28 protein-coding genes are annotated in these 22,159 nt (G+C 70.8%); 14 read left to right on the top strand and 14 right to left on the bottom strand.

The features are described from left to right. Positions 1-41: 41 nt before the first annotated feature. The 14 genes from AB0M76_RS18645 to AB0M76_RS18580 form a co-directional block, all read right to left on the bottom strand. Complete coding sequence (locus tag AB0M76_RS18645) at positions 42-971, bottom strand: hypothetical protein (protein ID WP_365953856.1); 930 nt, start codon at positions 969-971, stop codon at positions 42-44. Between the two features lie 274 nt (positions 972-1,245). Beyond that, on the bottom strand, positions 1,246-2,238 hold the full coding sequence (locus AB0M76_RS18640) for a hypothetical protein (RefSeq protein WP_365953855.1): 993 nt from the start codon (positions 2,236-2,238) through the stop codon (positions 1,246-1,248). A 53-nt stretch (positions 2,239-2,291) separates the two neighbouring features. Continuing rightward, positions 2,292-2,726 (bottom strand): hypothetical protein, encoded by a 435-nt coding sequence (locus AB0M76_RS18635; RefSeq protein WP_365953854.1) that lies wholly within the window; start codon positions 2,724-2,726, stop codon positions 2,292-2,294. A 23-nt stretch (positions 2,727-2,749) separates the two neighbouring features. Beyond that, a complete protein-coding gene (locus AB0M76_RS18630) occupies positions 2,750-3,139 on the bottom strand; it encodes a hypothetical protein (RefSeq protein ID WP_365953853.1) in 390 nt (129 codons plus the stop codon). A gap of 61 nt (positions 3,140-3,200) precedes the next feature. Beyond that, on the bottom strand, positions 3,201-3,788 hold the full coding sequence (locus AB0M76_RS18625; RefSeq protein ID WP_365953851.1) for a hypothetical protein: 588 nt from the start codon (positions 3,786-3,788) through the stop codon (positions 3,201-3,203). Positions 3,789-4,071: 283 nt separating this feature from the next. Further along, positions 4,072-4,548: a hypothetical protein gene (locus AB0M76_RS18620; RefSeq protein WP_365953850.1), complete on the bottom strand. Its 477-nt coding sequence runs from the start codon at positions 4,546-4,548 to the stop codon at positions 4,072-4,074. After that, positions 4,545-5,057 (bottom strand): hypothetical protein, encoded by a 513-nt coding sequence (locus AB0M76_RS18615; RefSeq protein ID WP_365953849.1) that lies wholly within the window; start codon positions 5,055-5,057, stop codon positions 4,545-4,547. The genes AB0M76_RS18620 and AB0M76_RS18615 overlap by 4 nt, the downstream gene beginning before the upstream one ends. 65 nt (positions 5,058-5,122) lie before the next feature. Continuing rightward, positions 5,123-6,640 (bottom strand): ATP-binding protein, encoded by a 1,518-nt coding sequence (locus AB0M76_RS18610; RefSeq protein WP_365953848.1) that lies wholly within the window; start codon positions 6,638-6,640, stop codon positions 5,123-5,125. Positions 6,641-6,670: 30 nt separating this feature from the next. Then, complete coding sequence (locus AB0M76_RS18605; RefSeq protein WP_365953847.1) at positions 6,671-7,114, bottom strand: DUF6238 family protein; 444 nt, start codon at positions 7,112-7,114, stop codon at positions 6,671-6,673. Positions 7,115-7,156: 42 nt separating this feature from the next. Continuing rightward, positions 7,157-8,620 (bottom strand): SCO6880 family protein, encoded by a 1,464-nt coding sequence (locus AB0M76_RS18600; protein WP_365953846.1) that lies wholly within the window; start codon positions 8,618-8,620, stop codon positions 7,157-7,159. A gap of 95 nt (positions 8,621-8,715) precedes the next feature. Next, positions 8,716-10,059: an ATP-binding protein gene (locus AB0M76_RS18595; protein ID WP_365953845.1), complete on the bottom strand. Its 1,344-nt coding sequence runs from the start codon at positions 10,057-10,059 to the stop codon at positions 8,716-8,718. Between the two features lie 32 nt (positions 10,060-10,091). After that, on the bottom strand, positions 10,092-10,775 hold the full coding sequence (locus tag AB0M76_RS18590) for a hypothetical protein (protein ID WP_365953844.1): 684 nt from the start codon (positions 10,773-10,775) through the stop codon (positions 10,092-10,094). Further along, entirely contained in the window at positions 10,775-11,089 is a 315-nt protein-coding gene (locus AB0M76_RS18585) for a DUF6112 family protein (RefSeq protein WP_266449619.1), read from the bottom strand. Before AB0M76_RS18585 ends, AB0M76_RS18590 begins: the two co-directional genes overlap by 1 nt. A gap of 116 nt (positions 11,090-11,205) precedes the next feature. Next, complete coding sequence (locus tag AB0M76_RS18580; RefSeq protein ID WP_365953843.1) at positions 11,206-12,345, bottom strand: C40 family peptidase; 1,140 nt, start codon at positions 12,343-12,345, stop codon at positions 11,206-11,208. Positions 12,346-12,879: 534 nt separating this feature from the next. Between AB0M76_RS18580 and AB0M76_RS18575 the strand changes: the two genes are divergently transcribed. From AB0M76_RS18575 to AB0M76_RS18510, 14 genes are all read left to right on the top strand, one after another. Then, the gene (locus AB0M76_RS18575) at positions 12,880-13,635 is read left to right on the top strand and encodes a site-specific DNA-methyltransferase (RefSeq protein ID WP_365953842.1); all 756 of its coding nucleotides are present in this window, start codon (positions 12,880-12,882) and stop codon (positions 13,633-13,635) included. Positions 13,636-13,848: 213 nt separating this feature from the next. After that, complete coding sequence (locus AB0M76_RS18570; RefSeq protein ID WP_365953929.1) at positions 13,849-14,451, top strand: DUF4913 domain-containing protein; 603 nt, start codon at positions 13,849-13,851, stop codon at positions 14,449-14,451. Then, positions 14,448-14,933 carry a hypothetical protein gene (locus AB0M76_RS18565; RefSeq protein ID WP_365953841.1) on the top strand — a complete coding sequence of 162 codons (486 nt, stop codon included), beginning with the start codon at positions 14,448-14,450 and terminating at the stop codon, positions 14,931-14,933. The genes AB0M76_RS18570 and AB0M76_RS18565 overlap by 4 nt, the downstream gene beginning before the upstream one ends. Then, entirely contained in the window at positions 14,930-15,556 is a 627-nt protein-coding gene (locus tag AB0M76_RS18560; RefSeq protein WP_365953840.1) for a DUF3631 domain-containing protein, read from the top strand. The genes AB0M76_RS18565 and AB0M76_RS18560 overlap by 4 nt, the downstream gene beginning before the upstream one ends. After that, entirely contained in the window at positions 15,541-16,062 is a 522-nt protein-coding gene (locus tag AB0M76_RS18555) for a GNAT family N-acetyltransferase (protein ID WP_365953839.1), read from the top strand. Before AB0M76_RS18560 ends, AB0M76_RS18555 begins: the two co-directional genes overlap by 16 nt. Before the next feature lie 3 nt (positions 16,063-16,065). Then, positions 16,066-16,764 (top strand): hypothetical protein, encoded by a 699-nt coding sequence (locus AB0M76_RS18550; RefSeq protein WP_365953838.1) that lies wholly within the window; start codon positions 16,066-16,068, stop codon positions 16,762-16,764. Positions 16,765-16,805: 41 nt separating this feature from the next. Continuing rightward, positions 16,806-17,519, top strand: a complete 714-nt coding sequence (locus AB0M76_RS18545) for a hypothetical protein (RefSeq protein WP_365953837.1) — start codon at positions 16,806-16,808, stop codon at positions 17,517-17,519. Positions 17,520-17,661: 142 nt separating this feature from the next. Next, the gene (locus tag AB0M76_RS18540) at positions 17,662-18,114 is read left to right on the top strand and encodes a hypothetical protein (RefSeq protein WP_365953836.1); all 453 of its coding nucleotides are present in this window, start codon (positions 17,662-17,664) and stop codon (positions 18,112-18,114) included. Beyond that, positions 18,111-18,557 carry a hypothetical protein gene (locus tag AB0M76_RS18535; protein WP_365953835.1) on the top strand — a complete coding sequence of 149 codons (447 nt, stop codon included), beginning with the start codon at positions 18,111-18,113 and terminating at the stop codon, positions 18,555-18,557. The genes AB0M76_RS18540 and AB0M76_RS18535 overlap by 4 nt, the downstream gene beginning before the upstream one ends. After that, positions 18,558-18,965 (top strand): hypothetical protein, encoded by a 408-nt coding sequence (locus AB0M76_RS18530; protein ID WP_365953834.1) that lies wholly within the window; start codon positions 18,558-18,560, stop codon positions 18,963-18,965. 31 nt (positions 18,966-18,996) lie between these two features. Further along, positions 18,997-19,866, top strand: coding sequence for a winged helix-turn-helix transcriptional regulator (locus AB0M76_RS18525; protein ID WP_365953833.1), 870 nt, complete (start codon positions 18,997-18,999; stop codon positions 19,864-19,866). Further along, complete coding sequence (locus AB0M76_RS18520; protein ID WP_365953832.1) at positions 19,863-20,381, top strand: hypothetical protein; 519 nt, start codon at positions 19,863-19,865, stop codon at positions 20,379-20,381. Before AB0M76_RS18525 ends, AB0M76_RS18520 begins: the two co-directional genes overlap by 4 nt. Next, positions 20,378-20,833 carry a hypothetical protein gene (locus AB0M76_RS18515; protein WP_365953831.1) on the top strand — a complete coding sequence of 152 codons (456 nt, stop codon included), beginning with the start codon at positions 20,378-20,380 and terminating at the stop codon, positions 20,831-20,833. The genes AB0M76_RS18520 and AB0M76_RS18515 overlap by 4 nt, the downstream gene beginning before the upstream one ends. 52 nt (positions 20,834-20,885) lie before the next feature. Then, positions 20,886-22,151 carry an MFS transporter gene (locus AB0M76_RS18510; RefSeq protein WP_365953830.1) on the top strand — a complete coding sequence of 422 codons (1,266 nt, stop codon included), beginning with the start codon at positions 20,886-20,888 and terminating at the stop codon, positions 22,149-22,151. Positions 22,152-22,159: the final 8 nt, after the last annotated feature.

Below are 22,159 nucleotides of genomic sequence, written 5' to 3'. Positions count from 1 at the left end.
TCCGTCAGAAGGCGTGCGAGGAGTGGGCGCCGGGCCGGCCGCTAGCGCCGTTGCGCTGCGTTCGTGCTCACCGGAGGCGCTGCCGCCACGGGTGTGGTGGTGATGGCTGGTGGGCAGGGCGTGGGCAGATGCCGGGGAGCGGGGGTGCGGTGCGGTGGCAGGACGGCCACGGCTTCCTCGAGTTGCTCTCCGACGTGCGTGAGGTCCTGGAGAAGGTGGCCGGTCTGTGCGGAGAGCATCCGCAGGCGGACGGCGATCTCGTGACCGGCCCGGGTGTCCAGCGCGGCGGCCCAGGTGGCGCAGGTGTCGAGGAACTCCGTGAGCTGGGCGATGTGGCCGGCGGGAGCGTGGGGCGGCCGGTCGGTGACGTAGGAGATCGCCTCGGCGACGGAGGCGCTGTGCTGCGCGTCGATGACGTCACGCGTCAGCTGGGCGAGGGGGAGCCCGGGGAGCACGGTCGGTGTCGGCGCGTGCCCGTCGGGGAAGAGCACCCCGGGCGGGACCGCCGGCGGAAGGTCCCGGATGGCCGCGTCGTCGGTGTCGTAGCAGCCCAGTACCTGCATGTGCGGGCTGTCGATGTCCCCGGCGAGGATCAGGACGACCTCTTCGTCCTCGTCCGGGTACGGGAGCACGGCGACGGTGAGCTGGCGGCCTGTGGCGTCATACCGCGACTCCTGGGGCTGGAGCAGATGGCGGCTGCGGGCCGCACGGGCCCGGGCGGTCCACCACTCCTGCTCCTCTCCCGTGAGATGCGGCCCCGGGCGCGGTGGATGGGCCGGCTGGAGGGCCAGGTCCCGCAGGAGTACGTCGTGCTCGCCCCAGGTCCGCAGGTAGGGCCACAGCCGTGCGTCGCGGGCCGCAGGGTCCTGGCCCGTGGGGTGGTCCTCCAGGATGCGTACGGCAACGTCCGCGGCGTGGGCGAGGTCGGAGACCAGGAGGTGCCAGTCGGCGTGGTGGCGAGCGGGAGGCATGGCCTCGATACCGGCACTCGCGTGGGCGAGCAACGTGGGCACGTAGGGCCGGAGGTTGCCGAAGAGGGCGGCGAGTTCCCGGTTGCGTTCCGCTTCGACGGCTTGGGCAGCCCGCTCGTCGAGTATGTCGCCGTGGTGGTTGTGGAGGCGCTCCAGGGCAAGCTCGCAGCTGAGCGTGGTGACCGAGAATCGGGTGCCCCAGCCGGTCAGAGCGTCGATTGCTTCTTGCAGTGGTGGGGTTGGGGAGTGAGGGATGAAGGCTCCAGGGTGGCGGCTACCTGCGGGTGGGTGAGGCGGCGATCTGCGGGGGCGGGGAGGGGAGAGCCGGTGTCGTGCGGACCGGGGCGAGAGCGGTCCGGGGCCAAGAGGCCCGGCTGACGGAGCGGGCGAGGTCGACCAGGTCCTGGCCTTCGAGCAGCCACACCGCCAGCGGATCGGGACCCGCGGTCTTCTGCGGCGTCGTGGAGGCTTCCTGCGGCAGGGCCGGCTGGCCGAAGACGGCATCCATGTCGTCCAGGAACGCCTGCTCATGTGTGTTGAGACACGTGTTGCTGGTGCGCACGGTGCTGATGAGGTGCGGCGCGGCGGCGACGAAGCGGGCGAAGGCGTCGGCTAGGTCGTGCTGGGGCGGATCCATGACCGAGCCGGGCTCGTACGCCTCGTGGGCCCAATCCAGATCGTCCCTCAGGGTGATCAACTGAATTCGCCAGAAGGCGTGGTGGTATTCGGCGAGGAGGGTGGAGCTGACCTGGTGGGCGGCGTACACCGGCTCGCTCCCCACGGTGATGCTGGGGGGCGCGGCAACCTCCGGGGTCAGGTTCATGTCCTCCGGGATGAGCGCGCCGACGCGGTACTGACCGCGGCCGGGGGCCGGTACGACGGCCAACTCCACGCCGTTCGCGCCGCGAAGGATCGCCGCGGCCAGCAGCCGCTCGGTCTTGACCGCGTGCGCGAGGGGGTCGGAGCGGGGTGTCCACAGGTCGTGCAAGAGGTCCTCTTGCACTATGGGGACCGGGTAGTTCTCGACCCGCACGCTCCACTGGCCGGGCAGGCTCTCGCCGAGCTCGTGGGCGAAGTCGCCGATGTATCTGCTGCCGTTGGTGGCGACCAGGACCTCGTGCGCCAGTGCGGTGTCGCCTAGGGCGGCCAGCGACTGCCGGGCGCGGGCTATGTCGGTAAGGGGCGTGACGTAGTTGCCGGCGCTGTCCTTCTCGAATCCCGCGAGCCAGAGCGCGGTCCGGGCCCAGCGCCAGTTGCCGCCGGACACGAGGCCGACGATGCCGTTGTGCCGGCTGGTGAACAGGGTGATCTCGGACGAGGTCAGCGGGGAGCTCCCTCGGCGTCGGTGACGAGCGCCGGAGTGGGCCCGGACCGGTCGGGCAGGGTGCCGTGCGCGGCGGCCAGCAGGTCGACGCCGAGCTGGAAGAGCGTGCGGTCGGCGATGTCGAGGAGGTCGCTCGTGCGGTCGTAGCGGGTGGCGAGCTGGGCGTGGCCCTGTTCCCGGCAGCGGCTGCCGGCGGCGCGCAGCAGGTTCCGCAGCGCGATCAGTCCGGCTTCCTCGCCACCGGCGGCCAGTTCGGTCAGGGCGTGGACCTCGGCGGGTGTCGTGGCCTGGGCCATGGCCTCGGTGCAGGCGCGCAGCGGGGCTGCGGGATCGCGCGGGACTGGCAGACCGAGCAGGAAGGCGGCGGCCTCCCGGCCGGCCCGGCGGCGCAGTTCGCTGCTGCCGGGCCCGTCGTAGGTGGTGGTGAGCATGGGCGGGGTGGATCCTTCTCGCGTTAGCGGGTGCGGCTCGGCTGGGGGGATGCTGCGGGTGTGGGGGTGACCGGCGTGGTCTGCGGCGGCCTGGAGCCCCAGGCCCGTGCGGTGGCGTACGGGGGCGAGGGGGTGGCGGCGGCCTGCGGTACTCCGACGCGGTACCACTCGCGCGGGTCCCGGACCGGCCTGGCCTGTGCTGTCTTGGTGTTCGCGGGATCGAGGGAGTAGTCGGCGTGGACCTGGTATCCGCTGCCGCGCAGGCTCTCGATGGCCTGGCGGGTGCGGCGGGGCCCGTCGTGGGTGGGGGCCGTCAGCAGGTACACGCCGTGCAGGCCGAGAACGGGCTGGAAGCCGAGGCGGGTCAGATACCACTGGCTGATGTGGTGGGGGATTCCTTGGGCGGAGGCCACGTACCCGTACTGAGGGTGCGTACCGACGACGAACTGTTCGGGCAGAAAGACTCCTTGTGGATCAGTGGCGCGTGGTGCGCGATGGGGAGGCGGGGGCGGAGACGCTCGTGGCGACCGGGGTGGTGGACAGCTTCGGCGCGGTTCGGGGCACCCGGCCCGGGCCAGGACCTGTCGGCGCCCACATCGCCGGGTTGTCGCTGAAGGGGTAGAGAGGGTCGGTCGCCCACCCGACAACAGGACCGCGGTGCTGTTCGCTCAGGCTGATGACCTCGATGCCGTGCGGGTGCAGCACGTACCCCCACTCCAGATCGGCTGTGGCTCCGGGGTTGACGGTCATCCGCTGCGGGGGCGAGCCGTCCAGGGTCCAGAGGTTCTCGGGCTGAGTGCTTGGCCAGGTCTCGCCGCTGGTGAGCGCGACGAACAGCTCCGGGGGAGCGTGGTCGAGGAGGTCGGTCCCCAGCTCGTCCCAGCCGATGGCCACGTCGTCGACCAGGTGCCGGGACATGGCTTCCAGGTCACGGTTGAACCTGTACTGGTAGGCGGTGAGTAGGAGGGGGAGATGGTGGCTGGGCAGCCCGTCGAGATGGACGTAGATGCCGTCGTACCCGCCGGCCTCGGTGGGCCGGGCGATGAAGGAGCGGGTGGTCATGCGGAAGCCGCAGGGTGGTGGAGATGGGCCACGGGAAGTCCGAGCGGCTGCAGTGCATGCACGGCCTGGTGCACGAGGTGCTCCTGCTGTTCGACGGGCAGGGCGGCCGACGCGGTGTACGCATGCAGCCGGGAGCAGTACGTGAACCCCCTTGACCAAAGGACGCGTTGCACCGGGTCGGTGAGGGGCAGGGACATCGGTCCGGCGGCATGCAGTCCTATGTGGATGCTGACGGGGTGGTACACGGGTGGACCTTCCTGAAAGACGGGGACGGGGGTGGCGATCAGCGGCTGTGGGTGCCGAGCCCGGCCAGCGGAGGGACGGGAACCTCGGTCACGTGTACGCCGTTGGCTGCTGGTGTCGACGGGTTGCGGGTGAGCCGTGCGAGGAGCGCGTCGATCGCGGAGAGCAGAGGGCCGACGTCGTCGAGGTCGCCAGGGCCGGAAGACGCCGTGGTGTCGTACAGGACCGTCATCGAGGTCCAGCTCTCGGCGGGAGCTTGGTGCGTGGCCAGCCATCCGCCCTGCCTCCCGATGAGGACGACGGAGTTGTGTCCGGGGGGCCAGGCGTAGACGATCCAGTCGTCCAGCCCGTACTGGACATCGCAGACCAGGCCGCGTTCACGCAGCGGAGTGGTCACGTGGGCGAAGCGGGCCCAGGCCCGCTGCCAGCTGGGGTCGAAGACGTTGCGGTGATCCGGCAGGGGCGCCAGCGGACGCTCTGTTGGCCGACCCGCCTCCGGCCCTTGGTGCGCGGTCATCGGGTCCGGCCGGGCGTGGGCGTGACGGCCGCGGGTACCGGGTTGTACGTGTAGTGGGCCAGGATCGCGTCTGTGTGGGCGGGGAACACGCGCGTGATCTCGGTGGCCTTGGCGCGCAGTTGCTGGGCGGCGGCACGCAGCGAGGTACTGGCCTGGTCGAGATGTTCCTGGATGACGATCCTGATATCGCCGGGTGGAGGGGTGCGTCCGGTGGAGGAGTGCCGGATGTTCTCGTGGAGGAAGCCGAGGCGGTCCACTACCTGGCTGAGGTGAACGAGGGCTGTTCCAAGTGGAGGCGCACACTGGGCGAGGGACGCGGTACCGAAGCGTTCAGGGTGGCTGTAGCCGGTGAGGCTCTCGGCCTCATGCCGATTGCCGCTGGCCAACTCCTCGCAGACTTCGTTCAGGATGACGGTGATGTCGCCGACCACGTTGTGGATGTCCGGGGTGATGTCGTCGCCTCGGCGCAGCTCCTCGGCCCTCGGAAGGTCATCGAAGACCCTGTCCACGGTTCGTGCGAGCTGGAGGAAGTAGTCGGGGTTGGTGATGTCGGGAATGGGCTATTCACGGCCTTTCAGTGCATTCGAGAGTCGGTATCGAACAAGGCCTGTTCGGCGGGATGGAGCAGGTGCTGGACGATGAAGGACCGGCCTGCGACCTTCCACAGGCCGCGTCCGCGGCTGAGGTGGGAGATGGCTTCGGTCTCGACGGAGGTCAGGCCGAGCAGGGTGGCGGCTGCGTGGACCTGGTCGGTTTCCTGCCGGTAGATGATGCGGGTGGAGCAGTCGGCGAGGAGGCCTTCGGCCAGGGCGCGGCCCTGGGATCCGGCGTCACCGGCGGTCAGCAGGTCGGAGAGCCGGTGGATGACCATGAGGTTGGCGATGCCGAGTCCGCGGGAGAGCTTCCACTGGGACTGCATGCGCTGCAGCAGCGCGGGGTGGCGCATCAGGCGCCACGCCTCGTCGTAGACGATCCACCGTCGGCCGCCGCGAGGGTCGGTGAGGGCGGACTCCATCCAGGCGGAGGCGCAGGTCATGGCGAGGACGAGTGCGGTGTCGTCTCCGGATCCGCCGAGGCGGGACAGGTCGATGGACAGCATCGGGGTGGCCGGGTCGAAGACGACAGTGGAGGGGGCGTCGAACATGCCGGCCAGGTCGCCGTGGACCAGGCGGCGCATGGCGTGGGCGAGGTCGCGGGCTGCGTCTCCGAGGTGGCCGGAGACGGTGCCGGCTGCCTGGTCAAGGAGAGCGGGCTGGGCCAGGGTGTGGGCGATGTCGCCCAGGAGCGGGGTCCGGCCCGCTGCGGCTGCGGCCTTGACGACGCCGTCGAGGGTGATGTCGAGGGCGGTGTGCTCCATTGGCATGAGGTCGCGGCCCAGGACGGTTCTGGCGAGGGAGCCGAGCAGGAGCAGGCGGCGCTTTCGGACTTCACCCGCCCAGTCGGCCTCGGTTACGGACGGGGGTCGTGGGGCGGCGTCCATGGGGTTGAGGCGGCCGGGCAGGCCGGGGCCGAGGGCGATCGAGGTGCCGCCGAGGGCCTGCGCGACGGGCGTCCATTCGCCCTTGGGGTCGCAGGGGACATAGACGCGGTATCCGAAGGCGACCGACCGCAGCGCGAAGCTCTTCGCGAGGGCGCTCTTGCCCTGGCCGATCACGCCGGCGAGCAGGATGTTCGGGTTGGTGAACCCGTCGACCTTGCCGTACAGGGTGAACGGGTCGAAGACGAAGGCGGCTTCGGCGTGGACGTCGCGGCCGATGTAGATGCCGTCGGCTCCGAGACCGCCTTCGGCGAGGAATGGGTAGGCGCCGGCGGCGACGGCGGTGGTCATGCGGTGGGCTGGCAGCCGGAGCTTGTTGCCGCGGGCGGAGGCGGCGCCGGGGCGTCCGGCTGCGGGGTAGAGGGGGAGGGGCATCGCCGTCTCGGCGGGCTCGTGTTCGCCTGAGGGGGAGGTGGATTCGGCGCGCGCTTTGGCCTGGGCTTCGGCGAGCTGGCGGCGGGCTGCCTTGCGGGTGTTGCGGTCGGTGCCGTGGGGGGTGAACAGGGGGCTGGCGGAGGCGCGGCGGGCGCGGCGTCCGGGGCGGTGCTGGGACATGGGGGCGGATCGTTTCTGCGGGGGCTGCCCTCAGGCGGTGCGTGCCGGGCGGGGGCCGTGGTCGGCGGGGGTGGTCTTGCGGCGGATGGCGTGGCCGGAGGCGAGCTGGCGCTGGCAGATGGTGAGGACCGGCGGTCCCTCGGGCAGCCGGTCGGGGCGGCAGCCTGCATCGGTGCTGGACTCGGTGGCCGGGAGGGTGTGGAAGGCTTCGTGGAGGCTGGTCGCGGCCTGCCACAGCCGCAGGTGGGCGGCGGCTATGTGCCTTCCGGCTGCCGGATACGGGGGCCGGGTGGTCTCGGCGAGCTGGTCCATCAGGAGGTGGAGGCCGGTCAGGTGGCTGTGCAGGACGTCCAGGTGCACGCGGTCGGCGTAGCCAAGGGTTCGTGCTGACTGGCGGGTGTGGTGGCGGATGCCGGCGGTCGCGGCCCGCAGGTAGGGGTGGGCGTCGCCGGGCGGGATCGTGGTGTCGGTCAAGTGGTGGGTCCTTGCTGTCGCGACGGTGCGGCGGGTGGTCGGCTACAGGGCGGTCCGGGCCAGGGGGAGCGCGGCGAGGGTGAGGGCTTCGGGCTGCTGGTAGATCAGGCGGCGAAGGTCGACTTGGGCGGAGACCGCGGCGGTTTCGATCTGTGCACACGCGGCGTCGAGTTGGGCGTCGGTCTCGGCGGAGACGGTCAGGAGTCCGGTGAGGGCTACGTCGGCGTGGCCGGCGATCAGCTGGCGTTCGCGTTCCTTGACGTCGCCGTACTCGACGGAGTCGGCCTCGGAGTCGACCTGTCCGCGGCGCTGGCGTTCGGCGGCGTCGGCGATGATCGTGGCCTTGGTGCGCTGGACGTCGCGCAGAGCGGACTCGAGCCCCTGGGGCACGTATATAAGGGACAAGGAGCGGCGCACGCCGGCGGTGAACATCAGCCCGTGCAGGAAGCCCGACGTGGTTTCGGTGCGCGGCCAGTTCTCCACCCAGTAGGTGGCGTGCCGGGCGCTGTCGGTGATGACGCGGTCGTACTCCTCGACCTGGACGACGGGACCTGCGGCGGCCGGTTCGGCCTCGGCCCTGCCGTGCTCGGACCACTGCTGCAGGGCGGCCAGGGCCTTGGGGTCGTACGCGGTGCGGACCACGGCGGCGATCTCGCGGGCGGTGAGCCAGCCGGTGACCATCAGTCCGGCGCCGCGCGCGGCCTGGGCGACGGATGCAGTGGTCTGGCCGAGCACGGTGAAGGCGCCGGGCAGTCCGCCGCCGGCCTGTGAGATGAGCCGCTTGGCGGCCTTCAGGTCCAGGGAGATCGCCAGGTAGCTCTCGTGCGGGGCGGCGGCGGGCCCTGCGGAGGAGACGAGTTCGGAGTACACCTGCCCGGCGACCGGGGCCTGGGGGTGGCCGTGGGTGGTCCAGTGCCGGGTCAGGGTGTCGCCGCTGTCGGGGACGGTGCGTTCCAGGACCTGCACGGTGGCGATGTGGCCGCTGCGGGCGATGCCGGCCAGTGCCCGGCCCCACGAGGTGACGTTGGAGTTCTGGGTGGCGGGGTCGAGGAGGGCGAAGGCCCTGCTGGAAACGCGGGCGATGGCGGTCAGGGTCTGGGCGTGGGGGTCGTGGACGGCGGCGGCCTGCGATCCGGAGGGGGTGACCACGCGCAGCGAGGCGGCGGTGCCGGGCAGGTGGAGCATGCCGTCGGTGCGGGGCCTGGACACCACGCGGGCCAGCCACAGGCTCTGGCTGGTGCGTCGGCGCTGGGCGTAGCGCAGGACGATCGGCGCCCAGTCGATCAGGGAGCGGCCGTGGCGCCGGATGACGACGAGAGCAGCGACCGCGGCCCACAGGGGGGTCAGAGCCAGGGCGCCGACGAGGCCGGAGGACACCACGGTGGCCAGGAGCAGGGCGAGCGCGGTGGAGGTGAGGACGAGCTGGGGCAGGGACAGGCCGAGCAGGATGCCGCGCCGCGACCTGTGGGGGAATTTGATCGTGAGGGGGAGGACAAGGTCAGACAAGGCGGAGTCCGCTTTCGGGGCACGGGGTTGGGACCCGGGCGGGACACGGCATCGTGGTGCGGCGTGTCCCGCCCGGGTGGCGGGGACGGGTCAGCTCAGGAGCCGGTGGGCGAGGGACCGCTCGCGAAGGGACTGCTCGCGGCGGCAGGGCCCTGTGCCGGCGCACCCTGCGGCGGGCCTTCCTGGGTGCTGCGGGGAACGGGACCCGTACCGCCCGATCCGGAGGTGCCGGTCGGGGAGGATCCGGTGCTTCCGCCGAGCTGGCCGCTGGTGTCCTGGCTCACGCTGGTCGGCGGAGGCTGAACCGCCTTGGACAGCACGTCGGTTGCAGCACCCCCGCCGGAGGACGGCATCGGGGCGCTGTTCTGCTCGCCTCCGGAGCCACCGGTGGGGTTGGCGGCGATGTCGCCGGGGAACCCGGCGGGGCCCTGCGGTGCCGCGCCGGCTCCGGCTGCTGCGCCGGCTCCGCCTGTGGCGGCCATCGCGGCGGCTTTGCGGGCTGCCTGCTCGGTGTGCTGCTTGGCCATCTGCGCGCCGGTGCCACCGGCCCGGTGGATCGACTCGCCGTCGGTGCCCTCGGCCGCCCAGTGAACGAACTTGAACGTGGCGTACGGGCAGAGTAGGACCATCATCATGATCACGACTCCGGCGAGGCAGTCGGCGAGGGCGCCCAGTCCGTCCTTGGCCTGGGTCTGGCCGAGGGCGGAGATGCCCAGGAGGAACACGATCGTCATCAGCACCTTCGAGACGACCAGGGTGGCGGTGGCTTCGATCCAGCCCCGGCGCCAGCGCCGCGCGGCTTCCCAACCGCCGCCGGCCCCGGCGAAGACCGCGAGGGTGACGAGGACGAGGATGCCGACCTTGCGGACCATCATCACGCACCAGTAGAGGATGGCCCCGATGCCGGCTCCGAGGCCGACGATGCCGGGGATCATCCAGCCCAGCGGCACCATGGAGGCGACGGAGCTGGCCTTGACCATGCGGCGCACCGCCTCTTCGATCGAAGTGCCCGCTGCCGCGAACAATCCGTCACTCAAGGCGTCGACGACTTCGATGGCGACGGTGGTGCCGGCGATGGCGACGAAGCAGAAGATCACGCCGCCGGCGGTGCCGGTGAAGGCCTGGGTCAGGGCCTGGCCGTCGCGCCGGATCGCGGCCCGGATGAGCTGGGCGCAAAAGGTGGCGACCAGGATGGTCAGGCCGATGGGCAGCAGCAGCTCGTAGTTGTCGACGAACCAGCCGGCGCGCAGGTCGACCTTGGTGGTCGCGTTCACGGCCTCGGCGGCGAGATCGGCGGAGGCGGCGGCGAATTGGCCAGCCGACTTGGCGATCCAGTTGCCGATGCCCTCGGTGATGGCCTTGCCCGGGTCGTTCACGAAGTCGATGGCGTCGGCGGCCGAGCAAAGCTTGCTGGCGAGGGGGATGGAACAGAAGTCCACTGGAGGGATACCTCCTTGTCTTCAGTGGCGTGTTACGGGGCGACGCTCGGGGCGAGGGAGACCAGGGCGCAGTCGGAGCTGGGGCGGCACTGGACGGCGAGGGTGACGGCGCGGTCCTCGGCGCCGCCCCCGCCGCCCTTCCAGGCGATGGTCTGCTTGCCGGTGACGGTGACCGCGTAGATGTACGCCTCGGTGATCGCGGAGGGGTTCTCGGCGAGGGCCTGCTTGAACGCCGAGGGGAAGTGGGCTTCTCCCACAGCGGCGGTGGCGTACTGGGCGTTGTCTGCCATGCGCGACCACAGCACCGGGTCCGGGACCTGCCCGGAGATCGCCGTCCAGTCGGTGTACTTCGTCTCGCTGGTCATCCACGCGTTCATGCCGGCGAGGTGCTGGTCACGGCTGGTGGTGCGGGTGTCGTACGACCAGAGCATCACCGCCGCCGCCCTGGCGTAGGCGAGCGGGTCGGTGAGCTTGGGCGGCGCCGGGACCGCGCCCGTGCCGGCGGAAGGCTTCGGGGCCGTGGCGGCGGGCGGGTTCGGCGCGGAGGCTGTGGGGGATGCGCCGGTCTTGCTCTGTCCGCCGCGTGAGGTGAACCAGGCGGTCAGTCCGGCGGCCCCAAGGAGCGCAGCGATGACCACGGCGGCGACGAGGATCCGTCGCCCGGTCGTCCAGTGCGTGGTGGCCCGGTGCAAGGGGGAGAGGGAACGTTTCGGCACTACTTGACCTGCGTCCCGAGTGCGGAGAAGAACGCGACGATGCCGTTGGCGGCGCCCAGGCCCAGGGCGGCGCCCGCGGCTACGACGGCGCCCTTCTTACCGTTTGCCTCGGCCTGGTGGCCGCCGCTGTGGTGGCCCCAGGCCCACACGCCGAGGGAGACGGCGAGCGCGCCGACGACGGCGATGATGCCGAACATGTTGATCGAGTTGACGACCTTCTTCAGGACGTCGAGCCCGGGAAGGCCGCCATCCGTTGGAGTGATTCCGGGGTCGTAGGCGAGATAGAGGACGCGGTCTGCGAGTGAAATGGGTATGGCGAAGCTCCTTGCGGGCGCAGGCCTAAGAGGCCCTGCGGCTGTGCGGGGAAGGGAGAGGGGCGCACGGGGCGCGAAGAAGGGCCCGGCGCGGGCCCGCATCGGCGGGCGGCGGCCTAGCTGTTGAGCGCGGGGATTCGGCGGACGGCGAGGATCTGCCAGTCGCCGACCTTCTCGATCCGCACCGGTTTCGTTGTGCGCGGTGCGTTGATCACCAGGCCCGCGCCGATGTACATGCCGACGTGCTCGGGGACGGCGGCGGTGCCGCGGGAAAAGAGCAGGTCACCGGGCTTCAGGGTGTTCGCCGGTACGGCGTCACCCTCCTTGACCTGCGTGTACGTGGTGCGGGTGAGCTGGATTCCGGCCTTGGCGTAGGCCTGCTGCATGAGGCTGGAGCAATCGCAGCGGCCCATGGGGTCGGGGCCGCGCGGCGCGGTGCAGGTGCCGCCCCACTGGTAGAGGGTGCCGAGCTGGTGCATCGCCCAGTCGATCGCTGTACGGGCCTTCGGCGAAGCATCAGCGGGGATTTTGTATCCGGCGGGGACGGTCCCTTCTGGGATGGAGCCCCAGTCGGCTCCGTCCTCGCCCGGCTTGCAGCCGCCGGCGCCGCTTGGAGCGGTACCGGGTTCCTGGCCGGGCTGGCCTGCACCGCCGTTCGGCAGCGTCTTGGCGATGGCCTGCTGCAGGGCTCGTGACAGTGGCTCCCACTTTGCGTATGCATCCGGGAATCCGGAGCGCTGCACGGCCTGGGCGGCTTGGGTAATGGTCATCTGCTGCCAGCCCTTGACCTCCAGTAGCCCCGTGTAGAACTTCGTGGAGGCGTAGACCGGGTCGCGGATCTGCTCGGGGGTGCCCCAGCCCTGGCTGGGCCGCTGCTGGAACAGGCCCAGCGAGTCCCGGTCGCCGTAGGTGAGGTTGCGGAGCCGGGATTCCTGGATGGCGGTGGCGAGCGCGACGACCTGTCCGCGCTCGGGCACCTTGAGGGCGATGCCGGTGGCGACGATGGTCCTGGCATGGGGGATCTGCTCGGCGGGCAGTTCAAGGCCCTCGACGCGGATCGAGCTGTCGCCGGCCTGGCCGCCGAGGATCGCGGCGACCTGCTTGGCGACCGCGGAGGCATCGACGCTGCTGCTGCCAGGAGCGCAGGCGGCGCTTCTGGAGGCGGCGCCGCTTCCGGCCGCGGCCATGGCGGCGGTGGTGGCGAGGACGAGGGGAGAGAGGCAGAGGACGCCGATGGCGGCGGCTACGGCCTTCAACCCGGAGTGCCTCCGCGCTCACCGGTCAGGGCCGGCGGACGAGTTTCAGGCAGGGGAGGGCGCAGAAATGGCATAGCGGTGTCCTTGAAGTGTGTGAAGCCTCGGCTGCGCGGTGCCATGGAGATGTGAGAAGGGCGCGGCAGGCCGGGTGATGGGTGTGCGTGCCTCGTGACGTCGCTGCGAGTTGCCGCTCGCGACGACGTACGGGCGGATCAGGTGTGCCGGGACAAGGGGGTGCCTCCGTATGGGCATGGCGGGGGAGGTCGGCCATCGGCGCTGTGTGCGCCGGGCAGTTCCAAAACAGTAAGTGCGGATCCCCGGTTGACCAAGAAAATGATGATCAAGGCTCTATTTCAAGGGTTTTCGCGGCGACCGTGGTCAACCGGGGATCGTGCCCTACAGTTTTGGAACTCCCCCCGCACGACCGCCCTATGGCCCTATGGCACACCTGTGTCCGTATCCGGGCGGGCGGCTTCATTGCGGCGAGCCGGAGTTCACCCTCGCCTTTCCCGAACCGATATTTGGGGTACCTCTTTGCCTTTCTCCCTGCACCAGGGCGACGCCCTCAGCGTCCTGTCCACCCTCCCGGACAACTGCGTCGACTCCGTCATCACCGACCCGCCGTACAACTCCGGCGGCCGGACCGCGAAGGAACGCACCTCTCGCACCGCGCGGCAGAAGTACACCTCCGCGGACGCAGGCCATGCCCTGCCGGACTTCACCGGCGAGAACATGGACCAGCGCAGCTACGGCTTCTGGCTGACGCAGATCATGACCGAAGCCCAGCGGGCGACCCGCCCCGGCGGCACGGCCCTGCTGTTCACCGACTGGCGCCAGCTGCCCATCACCACCGACGCGATCCAGGCCGCCGGATGGACATGGCGCGGGGTACTGGCCTGGCACAAGCCCGCCGCCCGCCCGCAAAAGGGCCGGTTCACCCAGAACTGCGAATTCATCGTCTGGGGGTCCAACGGCGACATGGACGGCTTCCGTAACGAGGTCTACCTCCCGGGCATGTACTCCGGCTCGCAGCCGACCGGCCGAAAGCGGCAGCACATCACGCAGAAGCCCGTCTCGGTGATGCGCGAGCTCGTCAAGATCAGCCCGCCGGGCGGTACCGTCCTGGACTTCTGCGCCGGATCCGGCTCCACCGGTGTCGCAGCCCTGCTGGAGGGCCGGGACTTCATCGGCGTCGAGAAGACCAAGCACTACGCCGAGATCGCTGCAAACCGGCTCACCGAAGCCCTCCAGCAGACTCATTCCCAGGACGACTTCGTCCTTTCCGCCTGACCCTCACCCGCTCGTGGCGGGGGCAGGCGGCGTATCTCGTCTTTCTGTCCCCGCCGTGCGGGGGCTTTGTAGCACGTGATCCCCGGTCAGCCAAACCGGGGAATGTGTGGATGGTTGAACTCCAGCACCTCTTTCGAATTCCGACGTGCCGCATGCGGCTGCGAGGAGAGACCTTTCGTGCTCGAACCCATAGACGGCTCCGAAGGCCAGCCGATGGATCCGATCCGCGTTCCCGAAGCCGACCTGGAGAGCATCGAGGCCAGCGTCCGCAAGCTCCTGGACCAGTCGGCCCAGCAGGCCCGGCAGCTCGACAGCCTGGCCGCCGCACCCGATCCGATGCCCTTCGCCGGCTTCTCCATGCCGGGCCTTTCCGGCATGCCCGCCCCCGTGATGCCGCCTGACCCGAAGCCGATCCTGGAACTGGACGGCGAAGAGCGGGAGAACGAACTCGACTCGCTGACCGACTGGGTGGAGGATTTCCTCATGCCGGTCTACGGCGCGGAGATCACCACCGCCGCGCCGTGGTGCGAACAGTGGCAGGAACACCTGGACGTCGTGGCCTGGCTGCACGCTCTGTGGATGGCCTACCAGCAGCACAAGGATCCCGAGGCGGGCCCGTCGGGGATGTTCGTGTGGCACCGGGACTTCCTCACCCACGCGATGGCGGCCATCCGCTCGGCTGGCGGACCGCTGTCGGCCTGCCAGACCGACCCCGACCGCCCCGCGCACCGCCTCCTGCGCGGCCCCGGACGATCCACCCGCTCGGAGAGCGCCGCGGCCGACGAAACGGTCCACGCCTTCGAGGCGGCTTCGTGAGCGGCAACGACCAACCCGCATTCGGTCTGACCTTCGACCCGCGCGCCCTGACCGACCTCCTCCAAGCACCGAGCGACATCCGCGACCTCGCGCTCGCCAAGCTCCAGGACGTCGTCAACGCCAACCTGTTCGGCGGGAAGCTCACCCACGAACTCGACGGGCTCCGCAAGGTCTACGTCGACTCCCGCTCGGCCTGGCGCATCGTCTACGCCACGCGCCGGGCCCCCGAAGGATCCGCGTTCCGCACCGAGATCCACGTCGTCGCGGTCCGGCCCCGGGAACAGAGCGACGTCTACCGGACCGCCGCTGCCCGCCTGGGCATCAAGCGCCGGCCTGTCGACGCCCTCACCCACGCCGCCCGCGGCCGCTCCCCACAGCTCGATACCACCCGCACCACCCCCAAGCCCGGACCGCCCCCCTACGCGCTCCCCGGACTTCCCCAGCCCGCCCTCCCGCTCACCCCGAAAGGCCCCGTCCGTTGACGACCTACCCGAGCTTCCTCGACAACTTCACCACCACCCTCATGGGAACCAAGCCGAAGGAGAGCAACCTCCACCACTGGGCGATCCTGGATGCCTTCACCGACGTCCAGGACGCCGAACAGCGTCTGCGGAGCGCTCTGACCGCGGCGTCTCAGGCAGGCTCCGCAGCCGCAGAGAAGCTGGACGAGTGCCTGGAACTCCTCCTTGACCGCCTCGCTGCTGGGGCGGATCTGTCCATGCTTCTGTCCACTGCTTGCTGCTCCGTGGCCGGCGCGCCCGTGGACAAACCCTGTGCGCTGTCGGGGCTGGAGCAGGACGAGCCGTGCTGCCAGGAACCGGAAGAGCCCGCGGCCTGCCTGCTCGACGCGTGCAGCAACGCCTTCGCCGAGCTCGGCAACCCGCACGCCGTGGCCTCTGCCGACCTCGTCGACATCCTTCAGCACCTCCCGGGCGTCGCAGGAAACCACTGGCGCTACAGCGACCTCACCCAGGCCCGCCTAGCTCAGCTCCTGGCCCCGCACGGCATGCGGACCCGCGACATCACCCTGCCGGACGGCCGCCGCCGCAAGTCCTACAGCCGTGAAACCCTCCTGACCGCCATGGGCGTGTGCACCAGCTGCTGAACTCCGCCGGCGACACCCGCGTCCGGACTGCGACCCTGGCGGACTGGTCGCTCATCGAGGCCTTCCACCGCAGATGCTCCGATCAGGCCCTGCACCGCCGCTGGGGCAGAACGCGGATCACCCGCCGCGACATCGAGCGTCTGCTGGACCAGTGCGCCTGCTGGATCGCCCTCCAGACCACCGACGAGGTTGTCGCCTTAGCCTCGGCCGGCCCCGTCCGCCGAGAGCCGGGCGTCTTCGACCTCGGCCTGCAGGTCGCCGATGTCCACCAGCGCCGAGGCATCGGCCTGGCCCTCGCCCAGCACGCCGTCGCCCACGCCCGTTCCCGAGGCGCGCACACCCTCTCCGTGTACGCCGAGGCGTCGAACCTGCCGATCCTCGGCCTGGTCCGGCGCCTCGGCCACCCCACCGCATCCCATCAAGAGGGCACCCACCTCGACGTCCGAGTACCGCTCCACGGAACCGGCGCCCAATACCCGACGACACCGCTCCCGGCTCGCTTCTAGGAGGTGACCTCCCTGCCGTTCACCCCGCCGTCGGCGAGAGCACCGACCGGCCTCGACCACCGCGTCGAGGCGATCACCGGCCACGACCTCGACAGCCTGTGGACCTACCACGACCGCGGACTGCTCGATGAACCACTGCGCCGTCTCACCGAAGCCCACCGCACCCTGTCCGACGCCGAGCGAGGTGTGACCTTCAACCAGACCCTCCTCCAGCGCCTCGCCTCCGGTGACCTGCCCCTCGACCAGGGCCTGTTCACGCGCATCGAGCGGACCGTCGCGCAGCTCAAGGACGTCGCCGCCACACGGGACATCCGACAAGGCCATGCCCTCGCCGTGCTGGAGGCGCTGGAAGCAGCAGCGCCGGCGCGCGCCACGAGACAGGGCGCTGACCTGCTGGCCCATGAGTTCGCCGCGCTCCTGGCCATCAGCCAGGGCGCGAAGCTCCACCAGAACCTGCAGACCGGTCGGCTGTCCGTCGTCACGGCCTCGGGCGTACGCGTCGCACATCCGCTCTACCAGCGGTTGGAGGACGCGCGCCTGGTCGCCCGCGATGCCTCCCACCCCCTGCACGCCGGACAGCCCATCTTGCTCTCAGACACCGGCCGCACCGCGCTGACTGGCACCACCCGCCAGCCTGCGGCAACGGCCAATCCGGCGCCCAGGGCGGGAGCCTGGCCGGCCACTCCCGCGCGGTCCCGCTGACCCTTCTGCCGCCACCGGCACCCCCGTCCGAAAGGAGCTCCATGTCGCCAACCGATCGCCGTCCTGACTTCCGGCTCGACGGGTTCGAGCCCGCCAACAAGGCCGTGGAGGAAGCGTTCTGGAATCACCTCGACGCGGAGAGCGAGTCGATGACCAAGCTCTCCGCCCACCACAGCCCCGATGGCCGCAACAGCTTCTACGTGATCCACAACGGTGCCGTCACGTGGGGAATCCCCGGCGAGCCCCAGCTCATCGCGGCGCACATCAAACGGGACAGCACCGCGATGACGTACGCCTTCGAGCACGCTGAGCTGCCGCTTCCGGCGATGGCCCAGTCCTGGCTGATCAAGCGCGGCTGCCCCGCCACCGGCATCGCCTTGCCGCCGGGCATGGGGACCACGGCCGCCGACACGGCCACCGTGGCTCTGCAGCAGCGGCTCATGCGCGACGGCGACCACTTCGCCCTGCTCGACAGCTACACGGACGACACCTCGCCCCATCCGGAGACCGTGGTGCTCCTGGAAGCGCTCGACGAGCGGGTTCAGAAGCCGTTCCGGGTCCTGCTGGAGCAGGCCGACCTTGACAGCTTCACCCACACCCTGCGCGAGGGCGCCTTCGAGACCTTGGAGGCCGCCGTCGACTGGATGGAGGACCGCTCCACCCCGCTGCCGGCACCCGCACCGTCCACGGTCCGTACAGCGGGCCCAAGCGCCCTCCCGAGCGCCCCGCCGAGGACACCTGGCCGGACCCGTTGATTCCGGCGGGCCCGGAACATAGCAGCACATCCCCGGTCAGCCAAACCGGGGATTCTCCGGACCCTAGGAAATGGCCCACCACGCAGAAACGGGCGGCCCCTTCACCCTTCCCACCCCATGCCTTCATGGAGAGGAGTTCGCCATGCCCGAAGAACTCGACGACGTGCTCGGCGCATTCACCGAGCAGATCGAATCCCGCTTCCAGATGCCGCTGCACCAGCTGCGTCAGGCGGTGACCGCGGCGCCCCAGGCGAATGCCGAGGCGACGACCGTGGCCCGCTGGTACGGACTCCTCGAAGAAGCCCAACAAGCCCTCTCCACCGCAGAGGACGACCTCCTCGCCGCTCTGGACCACGCTTCGGCCGGCGAGCTTGACGACCCCGTGATGGCCCTCGCCGACCGCGTGAACACCCTCGTGGCCGTGCGCGACGGGCGAGCCATGGTCGTCCGACACCTCCTTGACGACAATGCCCCGGGCAGCCGCACGCCGGGCCCTTGGCGCGGCGCCGCCCGCACCGGGCCCGCCATCGCGACCACCCCCGTACCCCGGCCAGCCGTAGTGCCCGCCGTACCCGTCAAGGGAGGCGCGCGATGAGCACCTGGACGAAGCCGTCCAGCCAGGACGCGCACCTGGAAGAGGTCTTCGGTACCCCGGTCGCGCAGCTCTACGCCGCCGCGGCAGGTGCCGCCACGCCCGCGACGCACCGCGCCCTGGAACTGCGGTCATTCCTGGCCCTGGCCGAGGAAGAGGTTGCCCGCGTCCGGGACCGCGTCCACCAGTACACCGCCCCGGACACCGACATGGGCACGCTGTCCGCATCCGAGCTCCGCTTCGACTCGCAGTGGATGGACGCAGCCCTCTCCGCGCGTACCCAGTACGTCACGGCCCTGCGTGAACTCCTGCGAGCCATGCCGCCGCCGGGCACCGCACGCGAAGGGCCGCCGAAGATGGATCAGCCGTGGGCCACCACCCGTCCCGCCACCGGAATTGCGCTTGTTGGAGGGCGCCCGGCGGCGCAGAGCGCGAGAGGCCACTGATTGATCCACACCACCTCCCGGCAGATCGCCAAGCACATCGAGTCCCTATACGGCCGCCCGCGCGCCGAACTTGAAGCGCACGCCGACTCCACGACCCACCCGAACATGCTGTCCGCGCTCTTGGCCGCCAACAGCGCCATCGAGTTCGCCGAGACCGATATCGGCTTCCAGCTCCAGCGCCTGCGCAAGCTGGTAGACCCCGAGCGCGAGGTCGGACGCCACGACGCCGGCCACATCTTCGACTGCGCCCGCCGCATCGGCGAGGCCGTCGCTGTCCGCGACACCCAGGCCCGGCACATCTCCGCAGTGCTGCAGAGCCTGCACCGCACCCCCGCGCTGGAGACCACACCCGCCGCCCCGGTCCCACCACCTATCCCGGCCGCCGCCCCGCCCTCCCGCGCCCGCTGAACCTCGTACCCACATTCCAGGAGCACCCGCTTTGGCTACCACCGGCCTGCCCGAATCCATATCGTCCGACCTGTCCCGTGTCACCCAGAGCCTGCAGATGCTGGCCCCGCGGTGGAACGTCTGGGTGCTGCTGACCATGTCCGAGAAGCCGCTGCGCTACCGGGAGATCAAGAGCGCCCTGCCCTGGCTCCCCGACGGCCAGCTCCACCCCCGGCTCGTCAGGCTCGTCGACTCCGGCCTCCTGGACCGAACCGAGTACGAACCCCAGGACGTCCTGTACGGCCTGTCCGCCCGCGGCCGCGAGCTGCTGCCGGCCCTCGGCTTGATCGCCGCCTGGGGCGGCAAGCACCTGGAGAAGGAGACGGTGCTGGATCCGGCGACCGGTCACCGCGTACCCAAGGCGGTGCCCCGCGCGCAGGACATCGAGGACACGATCGCTCTGATCGCGCCTCGACAAGCCACCCCGATCCTGTGGGCACTGCGCATCCGGGGAACATCCAGCGCCAAGGCCCTGGCCGCCACCGCCATGCCCGACCGGCACCTGACCAACGTCTACGCCCCGCTCAACCGCCTGGCCGAGGACTTCCTCGTCACCAAGGACCGTGAGGGCCGTGTCGAACTGACGGCCGCTGGCCGGGATCTGGCCCCCGTCTACCAGGCACTGTCCGCCTGGGCCGCCGGCGCTCCCCTCAGCGAGGCCGCGAGCCACCCGGTGTGGGCGCCAACACCCCTGCAGCCCCAGGACCGCCCGGCCATGTGGGTCACCACCCAGCCACGTATCCCGGCAGCGCCGACGCCCCAGCCCCGTCCGGCATGGAAGCCGGGCGATCTCTTCTTCTCGCACACCACCACCGTGGTCCGCCCTGCGGGTGCGCCGGCGACTGGAGGCCGCACCCGATGAACCCCGACACTCACGCGAAGTCCCTGGTCCCGGCTACGGCCGCCCTGTCCCACCCCGGCCTCATCCGGATCGTCAGCGAGATCGATGACAACGGGGCCCTGCAACGCCACCTCCTGAGCCGGACCCTCACCGGCCTCTCCCGCTGGCAGCTGCGCCAAGCCTCGGCGGTCGGGCGCGCACTGGGCCTGCTGGAGGCCTCTACCGACGGAGGAATCCCGAGCCTGGTCCTCACGCCGGCAGGCGAGGCGCTGGCCGAGGTCTACGACACGGCGGCCCGCTGGGCCCGAACCCACCATCACCCCAGCGATGTCTCCGACTTCGTCACTCGGGTCCAGGCCACCCTCACCCTCCTCGGGTCCACCACGGCCCGTTCGAACGGGCACACCTCCGAGTTGGACTACGAATCCCTCCGCGGACCCCGGACCGTGCTCGCGTCATGGGTCCGAGACCACGGGGCGACCCTGGCCGCCCAGCTGACCGGCGTCTCCCAGGACGAGATGGAGCTCGCCGCGTGAGCGACGCACGGTTCGAGGGCGCCGTGGCCGCGCTGGGGACCAGCGAGGTGGCCCGTGCGGTCGGCATGGACCCCAATGCCTGGGCCTTCACGGTGATGCAGGACGCACCCGGCCACATGCGGGAGACGGTTGCGGCCGTGATGAACACGGCTTTTGAAGTTGATGCCGTGCAGCGGCAGCTCCTCCACGAAGCGGCGAGCGCCATCAAGGAATTGTCCAAGACCCTGACCGGCAAGGACACCGTCGGCCACCGCTGGACCGAGGCCCTCCTCGGTGACCGCATCGACAACCTGACGATCAAGCGCGGCTACCTGCTCCGCCAGCTGGACACGCACCTGGCCGTCTACCGCCTGGCCGCAGCCGAGCCGAGCCACCCGGCCACACCGTCGACGGCCCTCGGACCGACGCATCTGGCGCACACCCCGCCGACGGCGCGCACGCCGCGCCGCTGACCTCTTCCTGTTCTGCTCGCCGCGGCGGGCGTCTTCTTGCGTGAAAGCGACGATGACCGATCTTGTGATCGCCGGCCCACGGCATGCCCTCCTCCCGCAGCTGTCCCTGCTGCGCCGCATCTACCTCCCTCGTACTGCCGACGCCGGCGCGTTCACGATGACCACGTACGGCATCCCGCTGATCGTGCTCGCCACCACCCGTTCCGCCACCCTCACCGGGCTGGCGTTCGCGCTGGAGTGGATTCCCCGCCTCGCTGCGTTCTCTTTGGCCGGGACGATGGTCGACCGGCACGGCACCAAGAGGGTCTTCCGCATCGCTTCCGTGCTGCGCGCCCTGGTGGTCCTGGCCGCGGCGGTCATCCTGCCCACCCAGGCCGGTGGCCTCGGAGCGACGATCACGGTGATGGCGCTCGCCGCCATCACCGGCGTCGCCACCGAGTTCTCCTACATCGCGGCCGAGACGGCCGGGGCGGCGGCCAGCAAGGACGCGGGGGAGCGAGCCCACCGGGTGCAGTCGGCCCTCCTGGGCATCGACCAGACCGCCACCCTCGCAGGACCCGCGGCCGCCGGATTCCTCCTGCACTGGGCCGGAGTCACCGGCACCCTGATCACCATCGCCGCCTGCTCCCTCCTGGGCGCCGCCCTTGCCCCCTGGCACCGTGAAACCCGCCTGGTCCCCGCCGCCGCATCCGCGCTCACCGGACTGCGCACCGGCTGGACGACCCTCGCCTCCCTGCCGGCCCTCGCGTGGCTGATCGCCGGACTCACCGTCTCCAACCTGGCCACCGGCATGCTCCAGGCAGCCGCCCCGATCATCGTCGTGCAGCACCTGGGCTACTCCAGTGCCGCCGTTGGCGTGATCTGGTCGGCCGCCGCCGCAGCCTCCCTCCTCACGGTCGCCTGCTGCCGCTTCGCCATCGACCGCGTCGGCCTGTGGCCCACCGGGGCCGCCAGCGCGGCCATCGCAGCACTGGCCGGCCTCGCCGTCTCCCAGGTCGGCACGTACCACCAGCTCCTCGTCCTGACCGCCGTACTGATGGCCGGCGAGGGCGGCATGACCGTCGTCCTGCGTACTCTTCGCTCCCACCTCATCCCCGAGCGGGTCTTCGGCGCCACCCTCAGCATCACCATCCTGATCATGCTCGCCCCGTTCCCGCTCGCAGGAATCCTCGTCGCCCTCACCCCCGCCGCGGCGCTCGGGCACGTCATGAACGGCTGCGCTGCCCTCCAGGCCATCGGTCTCCTCGCTGCGTTCTGGCGCCTGCGCCACGAACCCGCCATGCGCCACGGCCGCTCTCCCGCACACAAGCGGACCTGAACGCCCTA

Origin of the sequence: Streptomyces sp. NPDC051364 (assembly GCF_040682115.1) — a bacterium.
GTDB lineage: Bacteria > Actinomycetota > Actinomycetes > Streptomycetales > Streptomycetaceae > Streptomyces.
This window is presented reverse-complemented; position numbering and strand designations above follow the sequence as displayed.

Coding starts and splice junctions, on each gene's coding strand:
- AB0M76_RS18645 (WP_365953856.1), bottom strand. CDS start 971: ATGCCTCCCGCTCGCCACCACGCCGACTGGCACCTCCTGGTCTCCGAC.
- AB0M76_RS18635 (WP_365953854.1), bottom strand. CDS start 2,726: ATGCTCACCACCACCTACGACGGGCCCGGCAGCAGCGAACTGCGCCGC.
- AB0M76_RS18625 (WP_365953851.1), bottom strand. CDS start 3,788: ATGACCACCCGCTCCTTCATCGCCCGGCCCACCGAGGCCGGCGGGTAC.
- AB0M76_RS18620 (WP_365953850.1), bottom strand. CDS start 4,548: ATGACCGCGCACCAAGGGCCGGAGGCGGGTCGGCCAACAGAGCGTCCG.
- AB0M76_RS18610 (WP_365953848.1), bottom strand. CDS start 6,640: ATGTCCCAGCACCGCCCCGGACGCCGCGCCCGCCGCGCCTCCGCCAGC.
- AB0M76_RS18570 (WP_365953929.1), top strand. CDS start 13,849: ATGGATCCGATCCGCGTTCCCGAAGCCGACCTGGAGAGCATCGAGGCC.
- AB0M76_RS18545 (WP_365953837.1), top strand. CDS start 16,806: ATGTCGCCAACCGATCGCCGTCCTGACTTCCGGCTCGACGGGTTCGAG.
- AB0M76_RS18540 (WP_365953836.1), top strand. CDS start 17,662: ATGCCCGAAGAACTCGACGACGTGCTCGGCGCATTCACCGAGCAGATC.
- AB0M76_RS18535 (WP_365953835.1), top strand. CDS start 18,111: ATGAGCACCTGGACGAAGCCGTCCAGCCAGGACGCGCACCTGGAAGAG.
- AB0M76_RS18520 (WP_365953832.1), top strand. CDS start 19,863: ATGAACCCCGACACTCACGCGAAGTCCCTGGTCCCGGCTACGGCCGCC.
- AB0M76_RS18510 (WP_365953830.1), top strand. CDS start 20,886: ATGACCGATCTTGTGATCGCCGGCCCACGGCATGCCCTCCTCCCGCAG.